This window comes from Acetobacter sp., assembly GCF_047721705.1.
In the GTDB taxonomy this organism is placed as follows: Bacteria; Pseudomonadota; Alphaproteobacteria; order Acetobacterales; family Acetobacteraceae; genus Acetobacter.
On the sequence record NZ_JBDNXK010000024.1, the window covers coordinates 24,112 to 39,134 of the forward strand.

Annotated in this window: 17 protein-coding genes; 2 read left to right on the plus strand and 15 right to left on the minus strand. The window is 57.0% G+C overall.

The features are described from left to right. Window positions 1–22: 22 nt before the first annotated feature. The 14 genes from queA to ABF824_RS06255 all read right to left on the minus strand — a co-directional run bounded on the left by queA (window position 23) and on the right by ABF824_RS06255 (window position 12,694). Window positions 23–1,081: a tRNA preQ1(34) S-adenosylmethionine ribosyltransferase-isomerase QueA gene (queA, locus tag ABF824_RS06190; protein WP_415487116.1), complete on the minus strand. Its 1,059-nt coding sequence runs from the start codon at window positions 1,079–1,081 to the stop codon at window positions 23–25. A 173-nt stretch (window positions 1,082–1,254) separates the two neighbouring features. Beyond that, complete coding sequence (locus ABF824_RS06195; protein WP_415487118.1) at window positions 1,255–1,974, minus strand: glycoside hydrolase family 108 protein; 720 nt, start codon at window positions 1,972–1,974, stop codon at window positions 1,255–1,257. Window positions 1,975–2,182: 208 nt separating this feature from the next. Further along, entirely contained in the window at window positions 2,183–2,665 is a 483-nt protein-coding gene (ybaK, locus tag ABF824_RS06200) for a Cys-tRNA(Pro) deacylase (RefSeq protein ID WP_415487121.1), read from the minus strand. A gap of 126 nt (window positions 2,666–2,791) precedes the next feature. Then, window positions 2,792–4,069, minus strand: coding sequence for a DEAD/DEAH box helicase (locus ABF824_RS06205; RefSeq protein ID WP_415487123.1), 1,278 nt, complete (start codon window positions 4,067–4,069; stop codon window positions 2,792–2,794). A 345-nt stretch (window positions 4,070–4,414) separates the two neighbouring features. Next, complete coding sequence (locus ABF824_RS06210) at window positions 4,415–5,314, minus strand: BadF/BadG/BcrA/BcrD ATPase family protein (protein WP_415487125.1); 900 nt, start codon at window positions 5,312–5,314, stop codon at window positions 4,415–4,417. Next, a complete protein-coding gene (metW, locus tag ABF824_RS06215) occupies window positions 5,311–5,913 on the minus strand; it encodes a methionine biosynthesis protein MetW (RefSeq protein WP_415487127.1) in 603 nt (200 codons plus the stop codon). Before metW ends, ABF824_RS06210 begins: the two co-directional genes overlap by 4 nt. A 4-nt stretch (window positions 5,914–5,917) precedes the next feature. Further along, a complete protein-coding gene (metX, locus tag ABF824_RS06220; RefSeq protein WP_415487129.1) occupies window positions 5,918–7,126 on the minus strand; it encodes a homoserine O-acetyltransferase MetX in 1,209 nt (402 codons plus the stop codon). A gap of 183 nt (window positions 7,127–7,309) precedes the next feature. Beyond that, complete coding sequence (gene ccmI / locus ABF824_RS06225) at window positions 7,310–8,038, minus strand: c-type cytochrome biogenesis protein CcmI (protein WP_415487131.1); 729 nt, start codon at window positions 8,036–8,038, stop codon at window positions 7,310–7,312. 21 nt (window positions 8,039–8,059) lie between these two features. Continuing rightward, on the minus strand, window positions 8,060–8,506 hold the full coding sequence (locus ABF824_RS06230) for a cytochrome c-type biogenesis protein CcmH (protein WP_415487153.1): 447 nt from the start codon (window positions 8,504–8,506) through the stop codon (window positions 8,060–8,062). Between the two features lie 23 nt (window positions 8,507–8,529). After that, entirely contained in the window at window positions 8,530–9,120 is a 591-nt protein-coding gene (locus tag ABF824_RS06235) for a redoxin domain-containing protein (RefSeq protein ID WP_415487133.1), read from the minus strand. Further along, the gene (locus ABF824_RS06240; protein WP_415487135.1) at window positions 9,117–11,096 is read right to left on the minus strand and encodes a heme lyase CcmF/NrfE family subunit; all 1,980 of its coding nucleotides are present in this window, start codon (window positions 11,094–11,096) and stop codon (window positions 9,117–9,119) included. The genes ABF824_RS06235 and ABF824_RS06240 overlap by 4 nt, the downstream gene beginning before the upstream one ends. A 148-nt stretch (window positions 11,097–11,244) precedes the next feature. Continuing rightward, on the minus strand, window positions 11,245–11,757 hold the full coding sequence (gene ccmE, locus ABF824_RS06245) for a cytochrome c maturation protein CcmE (RefSeq protein ID WP_415487137.1): 513 nt from the start codon (window positions 11,755–11,757) through the stop codon (window positions 11,245–11,247). Next, window positions 11,754–11,915 carry a hypothetical protein gene (locus ABF824_RS06250; protein WP_415487139.1) on the minus strand — a complete coding sequence of 54 codons (162 nt, stop codon included), beginning with the start codon at window positions 11,913–11,915 and terminating at the stop codon, window positions 11,754–11,756. Before ABF824_RS06250 ends, ccmE begins: the two co-directional genes overlap by 4 nt. After that, on the minus strand, window positions 11,912–12,694 hold the full coding sequence (locus tag ABF824_RS06255) for a heme ABC transporter permease (RefSeq protein ID WP_415487141.1): 783 nt from the start codon (window positions 12,692–12,694) through the stop codon (window positions 11,912–11,914). Before ABF824_RS06255 ends, ABF824_RS06250 begins: the two co-directional genes overlap by 4 nt. Before the next feature lie 202 nt (window positions 12,695–12,896). On the opposite strand from ABF824_RS06255, the gene ABF824_RS06260 reads away from it, so the two are divergent. Both ABF824_RS06260 and ABF824_RS06265 read left to right on the plus strand, forming a co-directional pair. After that, on the plus strand, window positions 12,897–13,190 hold the full coding sequence (locus tag ABF824_RS06260) for a YciI family protein (protein WP_415487143.1): 294 nt from the start codon (window positions 12,897–12,899) through the stop codon (window positions 13,188–13,190). Next, the gene (locus ABF824_RS06265) at window positions 13,187–13,606 is read left to right on the plus strand and encodes an EVE domain-containing protein (RefSeq protein WP_415487145.1); all 420 of its coding nucleotides are present in this window, start codon (window positions 13,187–13,189) and stop codon (window positions 13,604–13,606) included. Before ABF824_RS06260 ends, ABF824_RS06265 begins: the two co-directional genes overlap by 4 nt. On the opposite strand, the gene ABF824_RS06270 is transcribed toward ABF824_RS06265, so the two are convergent. After that, window positions 13,521–15,002, minus strand: coding sequence for a glycosyltransferase (locus ABF824_RS06270; RefSeq protein WP_415487147.1), 1,482 nt, complete (start codon window positions 15,000–15,002; stop codon window positions 13,521–13,523). The genes ABF824_RS06265 and ABF824_RS06270 overlap by 86 nt on opposite strands. Window positions 15,003–15,023: the final 21 nt, after the last annotated feature.

A 15,023-nucleotide genomic window follows, 5' to 3' on the forward strand; every position in this document is an offset into this window, starting at 1 on the left:
CCTTTGGAAACCTCTTTCTGAATCATGATACTTCTGCACGCCTAAGCAGACAGGCATCGCCGTAAGAATAGAAACGGTAGCCGTCGCAGACCGCATGCTCATACGCCGCCTTCATCCGCTCCGTGCCTGCAAAGGCGCAGACCAGCATGAACAGCGTCGAGCGCGGCAGATGGAAGTTGGTCATCAGCATATCGACCGCACGAAACTTGAAGCCGGGGTGAATGAAAATCGACGTGTCACCATCGAACGGCATCACGCGCCCGTCTTCCGACACCGAACTTTCCAGCAGCCGCAAGGTGGTCGTCCCGACAGCAACGATCCGACCGCCTCGCTCCTTCACAGCGTTGATCCGGTGCGCTGTTTCCTGCGTGATGATGCCGCGCTCGGCATGCATGTGGTGGCTGGACAATGTCTCGGCCCGCACCGGCAGGAAGGTGCCTGCACCAACATGCAGCGTTAGCGTCTCACGTCCAACACCAGCCTCGTCGATGCGACGCAATAAGTCGAGCGTAAAGTGTAGTCCCGCCGTGGGGGCTGCAACCGCGCCACGATGCTCGGCAAAAATGGTGCGGTAATCGCTCTGGTCCTCAGCAGTCGGACCTTGCGGACGGGCAATATAAGGTGGTAGCGCCAGCGCTCCGGCGGTCTGAAGGAACGCATCGAACGCGTCGCCTTCCGCACTGAAACGTAGGGTCGCGCCACCCTGCCCGTCGAGCGTGGCCACCTCCGCCGTATCGTCCGTGCCGGGAAAAGTCAGCGTGTCGCCGAGCTTGAGGCGCTTGGCGTTGCGGATCAGCGCGCTCCACGTGCCATCTGCCTGATGCTGATCAAGCGTGACGCCGATTTTCGCCTCACCGCGGCGGGCGTGAAGCTGCGCTGGAATAACCGCCGTGTCGTTTGCCACCAACAGATCACCTGCCCGCAACAGACCCGGCAGATCGGACACGCGACGATCAATGAAGGGTGCTGTCGGATCGGCAGGCACATCCAGCAGACGCGCACTCTCACGCGGGCGCGCGGGATGTTGCGCGATTGAGGTCTCGGGAAGGTGAAAGTCGAAATCGGCGGTGCGGTCGTCCATGCGGCCAGCGTTTACGGAATTTGGCCGCTGAGCGCCAGTCTGTCAGCCACGTTGAGGCCAGCTAAATGGATCGACCGCACGCGAGGCGGCAATCAGGAGATGAAATGAATGAAGGTCAAGATTGCTTGAATAAGAATGAAATCAATAAGGATTCAGAATAACGTATGCACTGGTCAGGCCTGATAAGGGTTTTCCTGTCGGTTCGCAGCCGCCGAGACGAGAGCCAGCGCGGTTTCCGTGCGGCGTTTTGTGCGGGCAAGCCAGCCGCGGCCCCATCGACGGAAACCGGCGCGCAGGCGATATTCCCGTTCCTGCATGCCTGAAAATACTAGTACCAGCAGCATTTCCATGCCCTGCTGACGTGCGAGCGCCCGTTTGACCTCCTGACCGATCCCGCTGCTAGGAGGCAGACCCAGACGGGTATGGAGGATCGTCAGGTTGTCAGGATCGATCTGGGGCAGGATATCCGCGACATCCGCCTGCGCCAGAGCTGCCAGCGTATAGGGGCCGATCGCTCCATCCATTGTTACGCCGAGCATTCGCTGCAACAGGGAGGCGGAAGCGTGAACGCCGCAGTTCCAGCCGTAATCAAACACCATCAGGTCAAGGCCGGGTGGCAATGCAGAGCAGGCGAGTGGATTCCAGAAACGCGAACGGGCAATTGCATCAAATGTATCGAGATCCAGATTCCGCATATCATCAGGTGTGACAGTGCGGGGCGCCATCCATGAAGCCAGCATAAGGGCTGAAACACCATATCGGCTCCCGATCAGGGTCTCCTTGCGTCCCTTTTCATCCTGGAGCCAGTTTCCCGGGTCCTTGGGATCGCTACTGTAGCCGCCTTCAGCCGTACGAACAAAATCCAGGCAGGCATCAAAATTCTGGCCAGTCAAAACGCCTCTCTCCAAACTGCTTGATAAAATCGGAGCAAAGCGTCTGACGGCCACTTTGTCCGGAGGAGAGAAACTACCCGTCTCCACTTTGAAAGCGCCGTACTGATTTGTTTTTATAGGAAAAAAGACTTTTGCATTTTTCCAAATGGACAGGGTTGGAGTGAGATTTTCTGAAATTTTAAAACACTGCTGAAATATACATCAGTGTTCAATTTTTGGTAGCGATGATATCCGCTGTCTTCCCCTTCATCGCCGCCAGAGCGTCTGGAACAGCAAGTTTTACCTGAACGCCCCGTCCTCCTCCATTCATGAGAATGTAAGGTTGTACCAAGGCTTCCTGTGCCAGAAGGGTCGGCACAGACTTGCGACCACCAAAGGGACTGATGCCTCCGACCTTGTAACCGGTGATCCGTTCAGCGTCGGCGGGTTTCATGAGCTTTGCTGTTTTCCCACCGAAGGCAGCAGCGAGTTTTTTCAAACTGAGTTCGCTTTCCACTGGAATGACCGCGCAAACAGGTTTTCCATCGACTTCAGCCATCAATGTCTTGAAGACATGCTCGGGCGCTTCATTGACGGCAGCTGCGGCATGTACGCCGAGTTTCCCGACTGATGGATCGTAATCATACAGTAGCGTCTCGAAAGCGATGTTCGCGCGCCGTAAAAAAACTGTGGCAGGTGTGGTCTTGGTCATGAACCACTTATGCCACATCGACGGAGAAAATCATCCTGAGAGGAAAGGGCGCAATAAAAAAGGGCAGCGAGGTCAGTCACCTGACCTAAACGCTACCCTTTATTACTACCAGTAATGGACCGGACGTTATGCCACGCGGCGACGTCCCGGAGGGCCGCCCCGACCGCCATTAGGGCGATTACCGCCGCCGCCACGTCCGGACGGATTGCCGCGGCCACGGCCCCCGCCACCCAGTACAGGCGGACGCATGGTGGAGTTTTCCGCTACATCGGAATGATAAGGATGGTCTCTTACGACAGGCACCTTTTTCCCGATGGTGCGTTCAATATCCTTAAGCCATGCCCGCTGTTCCGGATCGCAGAAAGACACGGCCCAGCCTTCCCGGCCAGCACGCGCGGTACGACCAATGCGATGCACATAGCTTTCCGGCACATTCGGCAGATCGTAGTTGAAAACGTGAGAAACGTCGTCAACGTCGATGCCGCGCGCAGCAATATCGGTTGCCACCAGAACTTTTACAGAGCCGGAGCGGAAACCGGTCATCGCCCGTTCCCGGGCCCCCTGTGATTTATTGCCGTGGATCGCTTCTGCCGTAACATTGTTGCGGTTCAGAAATTCGGTAACCTTGTTGGCTTCATGCTTCATCAGCGTAAAGACAACGGCGCGCGCCACTTTAGGGGAACTGAGCAGAAGAAGGAGCGCATCCTTTTTCTTGTCCGGCTCTACAAACATGACGGCCTGACGAATGCGATCCACTGTGCTGGAAGGCGGTGTGATTTCCACGCGGGCCGGATCGGTCAGCAGATTGTGTGCGAGATCCGAGATGCTCGGCGGCATCGTGGCGGAAAACAGCAGCGTCTGACGTTTTTTCGGCAGGACGGCCACAATACGGCGAATGTCGCGGACAAAGCCCATGTCCAGCATCCGGTCAGCTTCATCAAGCACGAGCACTTCCAGATGGCTCAGATTGATGAAACCCTGTCCCATCAGATCCAGAAGACGTCCGGGTGCGGCCACGAGAACGTCAACACCCCGGCGCATGGCTTCGACCTGACGTCCCTGACCCACGCCACCGAAAATCACGGCATGCGTGAACTTCATGTGGCGCGCATAGGCCTTGAAGCTTTCGTCGATCTGGGAAGCGAGTTCCCGTGTCGGGGCAAGCACCAGAACGCGCGCGCCTTTAGGCGGCACGACCTGCTTATGCGTGAAAATATGGTGAAGGATGGGAAGGGCGAAAGCCGCCGTTTTTCCGGTACCCGTCTGCGCCAACCCGAGCAGATCACGACCGGCCATAAGATACGGTATGGATTGCTCCTGTATCGGCGTAGGCTGAGTATATCCTTCCTCAGCAAGGGCCCTCAGAAGGGGGTCGGCAAGCTGCAGATCGGCAAAAGTGGTCATTGAACTAAAGAAACCTCTCGGGACGTCACGACGGATTGGCTTTCATGTCTGCCTTGCCTTTAACGTGGCGTATGCACGACATTGTGGCTGTTATGGTTATTAAGATGTTTAAGTAAAAGATGACGGCTCTGTTACATCGATCCTTCAAAACCCTGACGCCCTTCCCCAGCGTCTGTATCGATGCTGTCATAGTTTGGATGCTTTTGTACCTTACATCCTAAGAAACTGTATTGTTTCTACAGGATTTTCGAGTGAAGTTCAAGCCTCGAAAAATTACAGAATAAGAATGTTATTTATTATAAAAGGAATTTCGGTCATTTGTATTTCGTTTTGTAACATCTTTGGTTATTTCAACGAAAAAATGTTGCTCGCAAGACACATCGCGCCATCCAGTGCCGAGCCCTGAGGAGGGGTGACGCGTTCTTTTATGTCTTCAGGCAGCCATGGTTCCAGAATGGGTGCAAGACTGCCGAGAAGCGTCATGTCTAGGTTGGAAAAATCCTTTTCTCGTAAAAGCGTCCTGGCAATGTTGGCAATATCACCAGCGGCCTCGGCAAGAATATCCTGTGCAGTCCGGCATCCATTTTTAGCGCTTCGGACGACGAGAGGGGTCAGGCTGGCGAACTGCGTGGCTGAGGCGCCTATGCCATAGGTTAATGGATTGGCCGACTGTTTTTCAATATTCCGTCGAATACATTCAGATAAAGCGGTCTCAGTGCAACGGCCATCCATTGTACAGAGCATATGCTGAAGTGCCCGTAGCCCGATCCTGGCCCCACCCCCTTCATCACTTTGAGGAAAACCCCAGCCACCAACGCGGCATATTCGATCACCGGCAATTGCATAACCGACACTTCCTGTGCCGATCGCGACAATGGCACCATTTTTTCCTCCGTGCGCACCGACACAGGAGGTATAAGCATCTGAGTAGACGGAAAAAATACTGAAGAAATCGCAGAGTTCACGAAGACGTTCACTGCGGCCTGATGATTCCGTGCCGGCAATGCCTGCCACTGCGATCCATCGGATTGCTCCGCGTTGTTGGGCGTCCCCCAGATCGGCTGCATTCAAGGCGCTGTCGAAGGCTTTTCGTATTGACCGTGCCGCCTGTTCCACATCCGTAGCGATATTGGATGGGCCACTTTGGGCCTCACTCAATAGTGTGCCGTCTGGTTGGGTTATGCGTAGAAGTGTTTTGGTCGCGCCACCATCGATTGCGACCAGAAGAGATCGCTGATCGGTCACTTACCTTTGCCAAGCCGGAAAAGTGCCTGTTCTCCAAAGAGATTTGCCAGGCGGATGGAACGCCGCCAGGGGGCGCGTTCGCCTTCCTCATCAATAGCCATCCATTCATGGACCCGATAACCGTCCTCATCACACAGGGCGAGAAAGTCCCTGATTGTGCAAGGATGAATGTTCGGTGTGGCATACCATGGTGTGCGCCACACCGTCGTGTTGGGCATTCTGCCACCGAAAAGCAGTTTCAGTCGTACTTCCCAATGACCAAAATTCGGAAAGGATACAATGGCGTAACGGCCTATCCGCAGCATCTGGCGGAGCACTTCCCGGGGGCGTTCCACGGCCTGCAATGTTCTCTGAAGAACAACATAATCGAAATTGTTGTCGGGATAATGCGCCAGATCGTGGTCGGCATCGCCATGCACAACGGGAAGACCGTGCGCCACCGAGCGGGTTACTTCACCCATGTCGATCTCAATGCCGCGCGCGTCACATCCACGGGTACGGAACAGATAATCGATCAGCGCACCATCTCCGCTGCCGATATCGAGAACCCGTGTCGAAGGTGTGATCATCTCCGCGATCAGACGTTGGTCGAGCCGCATGGCGTTATCCTTGAGCCTTCCCGTTTGTCAGTCCGGCATGTTCGGCTGCGCCGCTGAGAAAACCTGCTACTGTCCGGTCAAAATCCGGTTCGTCGAGCAGGAAGGCGTCATGGCCTTTATCGCTTTCAATCTCGACAAAAGACACATTGGCTGCTGCACGGGTCAGCGCACGGACGATGAGACGTGATTGTGAAGTGGGGAAGAGCCAGTCAGAAGAAAAGCAGACGACACAGAACCGTGTCGGCGTGCCGGCAAATGGCGCGGCAAAATCCCCTTCATGCTCCTGCCCGATGTCCATCCAGTCCATGGCGCGCGTGATGGTGAGATAGGAGTTGGCGTCGAACCGCCGAACGAACGTCGATCCCTGATGACGCAGGTAAGACTCGACCTCGAAAATTTCGCCGAAAGTTGAAAGCGCACCAGCTGAAGGGCTGGTGCTCCCATCATCCGTGCAGCGTCGTACGCGCCGTCCGAACTTTCGTGTCAGGGCTTCTTCCGAAAGATAGGTGATGTGGGCCATCATCCGTGCCACAGCCAGCCCGCGGGCCGGAATGGCGCCCGTTTCCCAGTAGCGGCCGCCGTGCCAGTCAGGATCAGCGAAAATTGCCTGTCGGCTGACTTCATTGAACGCGATGTTCTGGGCGGAGTGGAAAGCCGATGTGGCGATCGGCATGGCGGCGAAGACCATCTCCGGATAGGTCGCGGCCCATTCCAGCACCTGCATCCCTCCCATGGAGCCGCCAACGACGGCGAACAGCCGGCTGATGCCGAAACTTTCCACGAGCTTGCGCTGTGCCCGCACCATGTCGCGAATGGTGATCGGGGGGAAATCCGTTCCCCATGGATCAGCTTGCGTATTGGTGTTTTGACTGGTTGAGGGACGAAGGGACCGTGGCCCTGTCGAACCCATGCAGCCACCGAGTACATTCGAGCAGATGACGAAAAAACGGTCCGTGTCGATCGGCTTGCCCGGTCCGACCATCCGCTCCCACCAACCGGGTTTTCCTGTAACGGGATGCCTCTCGGCCACATACTGATCACCAGTTAGCGCGTGGCAGATCAGGATGGCGTTGTTCCGGTCAGGAGAAAGTGTGCCATAGGTCCGGTAGGCGATGTCGACCGGCGCCAGAACTGCGCCGCAGTCAAGCTGGACCCCTTCGGGAAATGTAACATGTGTATGCTCGACCGAAGGAGAAATGACAGTCAGGTCCATAAGCCGGAGTTCCAAAGATTATCGCCACATAAAGACCAAAATCGTCCGGATCAAGGACTGTACGGACCGAGTCCTGCCTAAGCAGGCGTGAACACTGCACGCAAACTGTCTTTCCTTACAGGGAGATGGCAATTTACGTTCTTGTAATCAGGCGATTTTGTCCAAAAGTCTGGATTTTCCGATCTAGGGCTGTTCCTGTTCATGCACACCGGCAGCAATGCGCTGCTCGACCGCCTGCCGCCACGGCGCGTCCTTTGGCGCTACATCGAGCGCACGCCGATAAAGCGAGAGACTGTCCGCGCTGATATGCCCTTCGCTGTGGACCTGCGTTTCAGCCAGTTCAAGAGCGAGGGCAGGCTGGAACTCCATGTCCAGCGCTTTCCGCCACGCTTCTATTGCCTCCTTGTCATGCCCGCGTGAGGCTTCCGCCTGTCCGAGCAGGATATAGCCCTGTCGGAGCGTGGGATCTTCTGGCGACATCTTCGCGATCGCAGCCTTGAGCTGATCGATCATCTGCCCCGCTTTCGCATCCTGCGCCGCCAGGGCTTCGAGCCTTGGTTTGAGAGGCTGCGCGGGAAAAGAGGGATGACCGCCCGTCAGATACAGCCCTGTGGCAGCGAGCGGGATGACGGCGAGCGCGATAATGATCCGGGTGCGGGCAGCCTTATCGACGACATTCGCAGGCGCCTGATCGGCGGCAAGAATACGACGCTGGATCTCCAGGCGGGCGACACCGTGCTCGGGGAGCGCGATCATCCCGATATCGAGATCACGGTCCAGTTCAGCCAGCTGCGCCTCATGCAGCGCCAGGGCCGCACTCCGTTCATCAAGTGTGCGGGTCCGACGCCACAAGGTCAGGAGTGCGGGAAGCAGGGCCAAGGCGCTCAGAACGACGATACCGAGCCAGATCATGCTGCCTCTCCTCCAGAAAGATCAGCGCTCATCCGTCAGTTCCTTCAGTCGCGCCTGCTCCGCTTCGCTCAGTGGGGCGGGGGTGGGCGACCGACGACGGAAGGCCACAATGGCGGCTACAATGCCGACAAGCAGCGCCAGAACAGGCATGCCCCACAACAAGAGAGTGGCGAACGTGATCGGTGGGCTCAGCCGGATGAAATTCCCATAGCGCGCGACCATCCAGTCTATGACCTGCTGGTTGGTCTCGCCTTTCGCCACGTGTTCCCGCACCACCCTACGCAGGTCGCGCGCCAGTCCGGCGCTGCTGTCCTCAATGGACTCGTTCTGACAGACCAGACAGCGCAACTGCGAGCCGATGGCTTCCGCACGGGATTCCTGCTGGGGATTCGGCAGCATTTCAGCCGGATCATCGACCGCAAGTGCGACGACCGGAAACGACAGCGAAGCGGCGACAAGAACCGCCATTCCTTTGCGGGTAAAAGAACTCATCAGCCGCCCACGGCTTTCAGCGCTGTGGTCAGTTCGTTGAGCACATCAGGATTATCGAGTCCCGCCGCGCTGTGCCACACGATCAGACCACCCGGCGCGATTAGGAAGCTTTCGGGAACGCCCGAGACTCCCCAGTCGATAGCCACGCGGCCATTACGGTCGCTGCCAATCCTTTCATAAGGATTGCCCGCGTGCTTGAGCAGGCCCGTCGCGTTTTCCGGTTTGTCCTTGTAGGCAATGCCCCATATCGGCAGTTTTTTCTGCAAGGCTAGCAAGGCGTCCATCTCCGCGATGCACGGAATGCACCATGAGGCGAAGAAATTTACCAAGACTGGCTTTTGCAGCGATTTCAGATCCGCCTCGGAGAAACCTGTCCCCGGCGGCTGGTCGGGCAGGGTGAAGGTCGGGACGGCGCGGCCCGTTACGGGCGCGTTGATATCATGCGGATTGAAAGATCCGGCCTGCATGCCCGCCAGCATTTTCCAGAACGCGAAACCGCATACGCCGGCGCCCACGAGCGGCGCCCCCAGTAGCAGGCGTCGGCGGGTTACCGCATTGCGATCATTGGAAGGAGTCTGTTCGTTACTCATTCTGCGGCTACCACGTCAGGTGTCATGGACCGGCGGGGCGCGCCCACGCGCATACGCCGGTCGGACAGGGAAAGTGCTCCACCAAGTGCCATGATCAGCGCACCGAACCACATCCATGGAGCCAGTGGATTGTAATGCAGTCGCAGAACATAGGTCGGCGCCGAATCCGGCCCGTGCCTGTCTCCGATCACACCATACAGATCGGACAGACCGTTGGTGTGGATGGACACTTCCGTCGTCGTCTGGTTCTGCGCGTTGAAGCTGCGTTTGGACGGATGCATGATCGTCACCAGATGACCGTTATGGCGGATTTCGATGGTCGCTTCCATGGCCGTGTAGTTCGGACCGGGAACGGTTCTTACATCCGTCAGAGTCCAGTCATAACCTGCAAGCTGTTCCGTCTGACCCACTGACACTTCAACGATCTTGTGCTGCGCCTGCGACATGACCGACAGGCCCAGCACACTCACGCCAATGCCGATATGAGCGATGGCCGCGCCGAAGGTCGAGCGGGGCAGGGAACGCGCGCGCCGGAAGGACTGACCGAGAGATGTGCGGAAGAGAGCGACGCGATCTGCGATATCCGTCAGGCTCGAAGCAATGATCCATACCGCCATCGTCGCGCACAGGATCGGCAGCACGCCGGACAGACCGATCACCGTCACGGCAAACGCGACCAGTGTCGCCAGTGCGGCCAGCCACAGGCGCTTCATCACCGGCCAGAGCTGCGCCCGTTTCCACGGCAGCATCGGGCCGAACCCCATGAAGATAAACAGCGGAATGGCGAGCGGAATGGTCGCTGCATCGAAGAACGGCTTGCCTACCGAGATCGTCTTGCCGAACAGCAGCGACATGAACGGCGGATACATCGTGCCGGTCAGAACCACGGCGCAGATCGAGCAAAGCAGGATGTTGTTCAGCACCAGCGAGCCTTCCCGTGAGACCGGGGCGAAGAGGCCGCCACTGGTCAGAGACGGAGCACGCCATGCGAACAGCGCCAGCGAACCGCCAATGACCAGCCCCAGCAGCGCAAGAATGAAGATGCCGCGCGCTGGGTCCTGCGCGAAGGCGTGGACTGAATTGAGGATGCCCGAACGCACGAGGAACGTGCCGGACAGGGAAAAGGAGAACGTGCCGATCGCCAGCAGGACGGTCCAGATCTTCAGCGCCTCGCGCTTCTCGACCACGATGGCCGAATGCATCAGCGCCGTGCCGGACAGCCACGGGATCAGCGAGGCGTTCTCCACCGGATCCCAGAACCAGTAACCGCCCCAGCCGAGTACGTAATAAGACCACCACGACCCGAGCGCGATGCCGCACGTCAGGAAGGACCACGCCGCCACGGCCCACGGACGCACCCAGCGTCCCCATGCCGCATCGACACGCCCTTCCATGAGCGCTGCAATAGCGAAGGCAAACGGTACGGCGAACCCGACATACCCTGTGTAGAGAATTGGCGGATGGAACGCGAGACCGGGGTCCTGCAACAGCGGGTTCATGCCCTGCCCGTCGAGCGGCGCGGGCCAGACCCGGTCGAACGGATCGGAGGTCGTCAGGCAGAACAGTTCGAACCCGGCGGCCACGCCACCCAGCACCCCGATCACCCGTGCCCGCAGGGCGGACGGCAGATTGCGCCCGAACGCCGCCACCGCCGCGCCGCAGATGCCAAGGATCAGCGCCCAGAGCAGGATGGACCCTTCATGGTTCCCCCAGACGCCGGTGATCTTGTAGAGCAGCGGCTTGGAGACGGCGCTGTTCTGAAGGATGTTGCTGACCGAAAAATCGTTCGTCACCGCGGCGTTGACGAGGCATAGGAAGGACGCCAGCAGAGCGATCAACTGACCAACCGCCAGCCCCGGTGCGAGCGCCATCAGGCGCCGGTCTCGCTTGCGTGCGCCCCGCATGGGCAGGATTGCCTGAGCGAGCGCGAACACGCAGGCCAGAGCCAGCGCAAAACGACCGAGTTCGGGACTCATGCGTCCTCGCTTTGCTGTATGAAAGAGAAAGAAGCGCTGCGGGCGGAACCCTGCCAGAGGCACGCTTCTGAAAAGTGTTTACGAAAAGGAAGGGAGAGGCAGGACAACGCGGCCTCTGCCCGATCGACAAGCGGACTGACTGAGGACATCACTTCTTCCCGGCCGCCGTATCCTTGCCCGTCATGGCATTCCAGCTCGCGGCGTCCGGCGGAGGGCCGAATTTCGGGTTCCACTTGCCTGACTTCTGCAAGGCTTCGGCAACTTCTTTCGGCATGTAGGTCTCGTCATGCTTCGCCAGCACTTCGGAGGCGACGAAAGTCTTGTCCGGTGACATTGTGCCGACTGCCACCACACTTTGCCCTTCGCGGAACAGGTCCGGCAGGATGCCTTCAAAGCGGACGGTTACCGCCGCCTGCCCATCGGTCACCTGAAACAGGTTGATGGGTGTTTCGCCCTGCCGTTCACGTTTTACCGATCCGGCCACCACCATCCCGCCAAGGCGGATCGTGCGGTCCGGAGCGGGTGGCTTTTCCAGCAACTGCGATGGCGCCATGAAAAGCTGGATGTTGGAGGAGAAGGCCGAGAGCGTCAGTCCGGCGGCGGTTCCCAGACCGGCCACGCAGGCGATGACGAGCCAGAGACGACGGGTCTTGCGTTTCATGAGAGTTCTCCTCCGCGCCTGCTACCGCCGCGGGTGGCTTCAAGCGCAGCCAGCTTCGTGCGGTCCCGTTTCAGCCGGATCGCAGCGCCTGCCGAGAGGAAAATGGCAAAGCCTGCGGCAAGGCCGTAAGCAGTCAGAATATAAGGCAGATGGGTCATGCTGCGGCCTCCGCTTTGGCCGCGCGGCGTGGGCTGGACAGCAAGGCGCGAATGCGGCTCTCCATGACACCAGCGCGGAGGCGTGCGACGACAATGGCCGCGAAACCCAAGGTGAAGCCAATCGTGGAGATCAGCAACGGCCAGAGCATGGCGTGCGACATGGTCGGTGCGCCTGTGAGTGTAATGCTGTCAGGCTGATGCAGTGTATTCCACCACTGGACGCTGAACTTGATGATTGGCAGATCGACCGCCCCGGCCAGCGCCAGAATGGCAGCAGCGCGATAACCGCGCTGCGGATCGTCGAAGGCGCGGATCAGGGCGATGTGGCCGAGATAGAGGAAGAAAAGCACCAGCACGGATGTCAGGCGGGCGTCCCACACCCACCATGTGCCCCACATCGGCTTGCCCCAGAGGGAACCGGTTGCAAGGCAGGTGGCTGTCACGCAGGCCCCGACCGGGCCGATTTCCACAGCGGCCAGATCGGCGAGCGGGTGTTTCCATACAAGCGACAGGACGGAACAGACGGCGAGCGCGAAATAACCGGAGGACGCCAGCCACGCGCAGGGAACATGCACATACATGATGCGCACGGAGTCGCCCTGCTGCCAGTCGGCGGGTGCATAGAACAGTCCCCAGCCAAGGCCAAGCAGCGTCACGGCCAGCGCGGACCATGTCAGCCACGGCTGAATCCTGTTCCCGAGGCGCAGGAAGCGACCGGGATTGGCATAGCGGTGAAACAGGGCTCCGGCCCGCTCTGTCAGTGTCGGCGTCGCGCTCAAGGTCCGTCCGTATCATCTCGGGGCGCAGAATGCGGCCCGTGGGTAAAGCTGTCCCTTATGCCGCACCCTCCGCAAATCCGAAAGCCGGGATACAACGGGCGCGGGGGTCGTGCGGGCCGTTCTCCTACACTATCATGTACGGATTGGCACGGGTCACCCAATGCATGGGCGGCCCTCATCCATCTCAATACGGAGACTTTCCATGCTGTTCACCATTATCTGCACGGACAAACCCGGCTGCTTCGAACTCCGTTCGGCTACGCGCCCCGATCATCTGGCCTATCTCAAGACCTACGCCGACCGCATCCAGTTCGCGGGTCCGATGATGGGTGTGGATGGAAAGCCCTGTGGCAGCATCGTCATGATCAATGTCGCGGATCGGGCCGAAGCCGATGGATTCGCTGCCGGTGATCCGTATGCGAAAGTCGGACTGTTCGAGAGCGTGATCATCCGTCCGCTCCTCACGGTTTTCCGTGATGGAAAACTGGCCGCATGAGCCGGAATTACTGGCTGGTCAAATCGGAACCTGATGCCTTTTCATGGGATGAGCAGGTGGCCAACGAGATTGAGCCGTGGACGGGTGTGCGCAATCATCAGGCCAAGAAGAATCTGGCTGCCATGAAGAAAGGTGATCTCGCTTTCTTTTACCACTCCAATCAGGGACGCGAGATTGTCGGCGTAGTTGAGATCGCGCGTGAAGCCTATCCCGACCCGACGGCCGAAAGCGGGCCGTGGGTCTGTGTGGATGTTAAGGCCGTTGGGCCCATGCCTCGCGCGGTGACGTTGGCGGAAATGAAAGCAACGCCTGATCTGGCGGATCTGGCGCTTATCCGTCAGTCCCGCCTGTCGGTTGTGCCTGTGTCAGCGGAACACTGGAAGAGGGTGTGTGAAATGGGAGGGTGGAAGAGTTAACGGATCGTTTGGTTGACTCTGGACGAGGGAGAGGCGGCGTACTCTCCAGAGTCAAATCATGCGATGTGTCACGTTCTTTCTCTTTTCTCAGAAGATCAATGTAGCCACGCATTTTGTCAGCGCGCTGAAAGGCTGCGATCCAGAAGTGAGCCGCGCCGTGTGGTTCAGACATATCTTCCAGCCAAAACTGATTGTGTTCTGTGATGGGGGATTTGGAAAAAATATGAATCTTGTGAAAAATATAATTCAACAAGGACTGGTCGTAATAAGGAATGCTGTTCCGACCATTTTTTCGTACATATCGTGTTAATGCGGTATATGCGGCCTGAAAATACTTTCTGAAATTTCGTCCTGATGGAATGAGCATTAAGCCGGCATTGAAACCTTCCGGCCTTTCGGAAAAATTGAATGGCTTTTCATCAAATAGTGTTTTGCCATTACTGGTGTCTTTGTCGAGATAATGACCGTCTTCTACCGCCGCGCTGATATGATTCATCTTCAGGGAGGTGTCGAGTAATTCTTTACAGTCTTGGTCAAAAATTATGTCCGCATCAGTGTAGATGACGGGGCGGTATTTGTTAAATAGCGTTGATGCAAAAATCCGCACCCGTACGCCAACATAATCCATTCGGTCGTGACCAATGGACGGAATGATTGTCACATTTATAGCGCCGGCAGAAGCACAGATATTTTTAATATAATTGGCGTCATTGTCTGTGACGACAATCACTTCGTCTCTGTATTTCCCAAACTCACACAAAGACTGAATTGAGTATTTGAACTGACGAATAATATCGCCACCACCATATATGATATAGACAATGGCCGGTCTTGCGATCTGAATAAGAGAGGGGCTCCAGTCGTCGTAATGGAAAAATTCCATTTCGTCAGGGAATTGGTGGAATTGCGTCAGATAATCATCAATTGAAACATTGATGCTGCCAAACTTTAGTGTTTCATTTGAACTTCCTTCAGGGGATAGTTTGTTCCATTTTCCTTCAAAAACAAGGCTGCATTTCGATAGATCAATAAGAATTTCCAGATCTTCTTTGGAAATAAGCCTGAATGTTTCCCATCCATACGGATGGGGTTTGGAAAATGATATGTCATTATTATTATTGACAGATAAATAACCGTGTGGCGTCCTTAAATGAATAAAACCAGGCGTTTTTTCATTTTCAATATGACAATAATCGGTTGTTACTGCCCTCCCGAAAATCTTTTTCTCTATATCAAAAACATTGTCCGTTGTTCCATCAGCGGACAGATAAAACCCTTCGAGAGTTTTTACGAGTGAGACAGCTTCAATCGTGCTTGTCATTTCAAGAAGGGAGCGGGAAAAAAGTTTTCCATTCTCTGAGCAGAGAAATGTACCAAAATTGCTCATAAGAAACATTTAAGGTCTGCGCTCCTGTCT

Coding starts and splice junctions, on each gene's coding strand:
- queA (WP_415487116.1), bottom strand. CDS start 1,081: ATGGACGACCGCACCGCCGATTTCGACTTTCACCTTCCCGAGACCTCA.
- ybaK (WP_415487121.1), bottom strand. CDS start 2,665: ATGACCAAGACCACACCTGCCACAGTTTTTTTACGGCGCGCGAACATC.
- ABF824_RS06205 (WP_415487123.1), bottom strand. CDS start 4,069: ATGACCACTTTTGCCGATCTGCAGCTTGCCGACCCCCTTCTGAGGGCC.
- metW (WP_415487127.1), bottom strand. CDS start 5,913: ATGCGGCTCGACCAACGTCTGATCGCGGAGATGATCACACCTTCGACA.
- metX (WP_415487129.1), bottom strand. CDS start 7,126: ATGGACCTGACTGTCATTTCTCCTTCGGTCGAGCATACACATGTTACA.
- ccmI (WP_415487131.1), bottom strand. CDS start 8,038: ATGATCTGGCTCGGTATCGTCGTTCTGAGCGCCTTGGCCCTGCTTCCC.
- ABF824_RS06230 (WP_415487153.1), bottom strand. CDS start 8,506: ATGGCGGTTCTTGTCGCCGCTTCGCTGTCGTTTCCGGTCGTCGCACTT.
- ABF824_RS06235 (WP_415487133.1), bottom strand. CDS start 9,120: ATGAGTAACGAACAGACTCCTTCCAATGATCGCAATGCGGTAACCCGC.
- ABF824_RS06240 (WP_415487135.1), bottom strand. CDS start 11,096: ATGAGTCCCGAACTCGGTCGTTTTGCGCTGGCTCTGGCCTGCGTGTTC.
- ccmE (WP_415487137.1), bottom strand. CDS start 11,757: ATGAAACGCAAGACCCGTCGTCTCTGGCTCGTCATCGCCTGCGTGGCC.
- ABF824_RS06250 (WP_415487139.1), bottom strand. CDS start 11,915: ATGACCCATCTGCCTTATATTCTGACTGCTTACGGCCTTGCCGCAGGC.
- ABF824_RS06260 (WP_415487143.1), top strand. CDS start 12,897: ATGCTGTTCACCATTATCTGCACGGACAAACCCGGCTGCTTCGAACTC.
- ABF824_RS06265 (WP_415487145.1), top strand. CDS start 13,187: ATGAGCCGGAATTACTGGCTGGTCAAATCGGAACCTGATGCCTTTTCA.
- ABF824_RS06270 (WP_415487147.1), bottom strand. CDS start 15,002: ATGTTTCTTATGAGCAATTTTGGTACATTTCTCTGCTCAGAGAATGGA.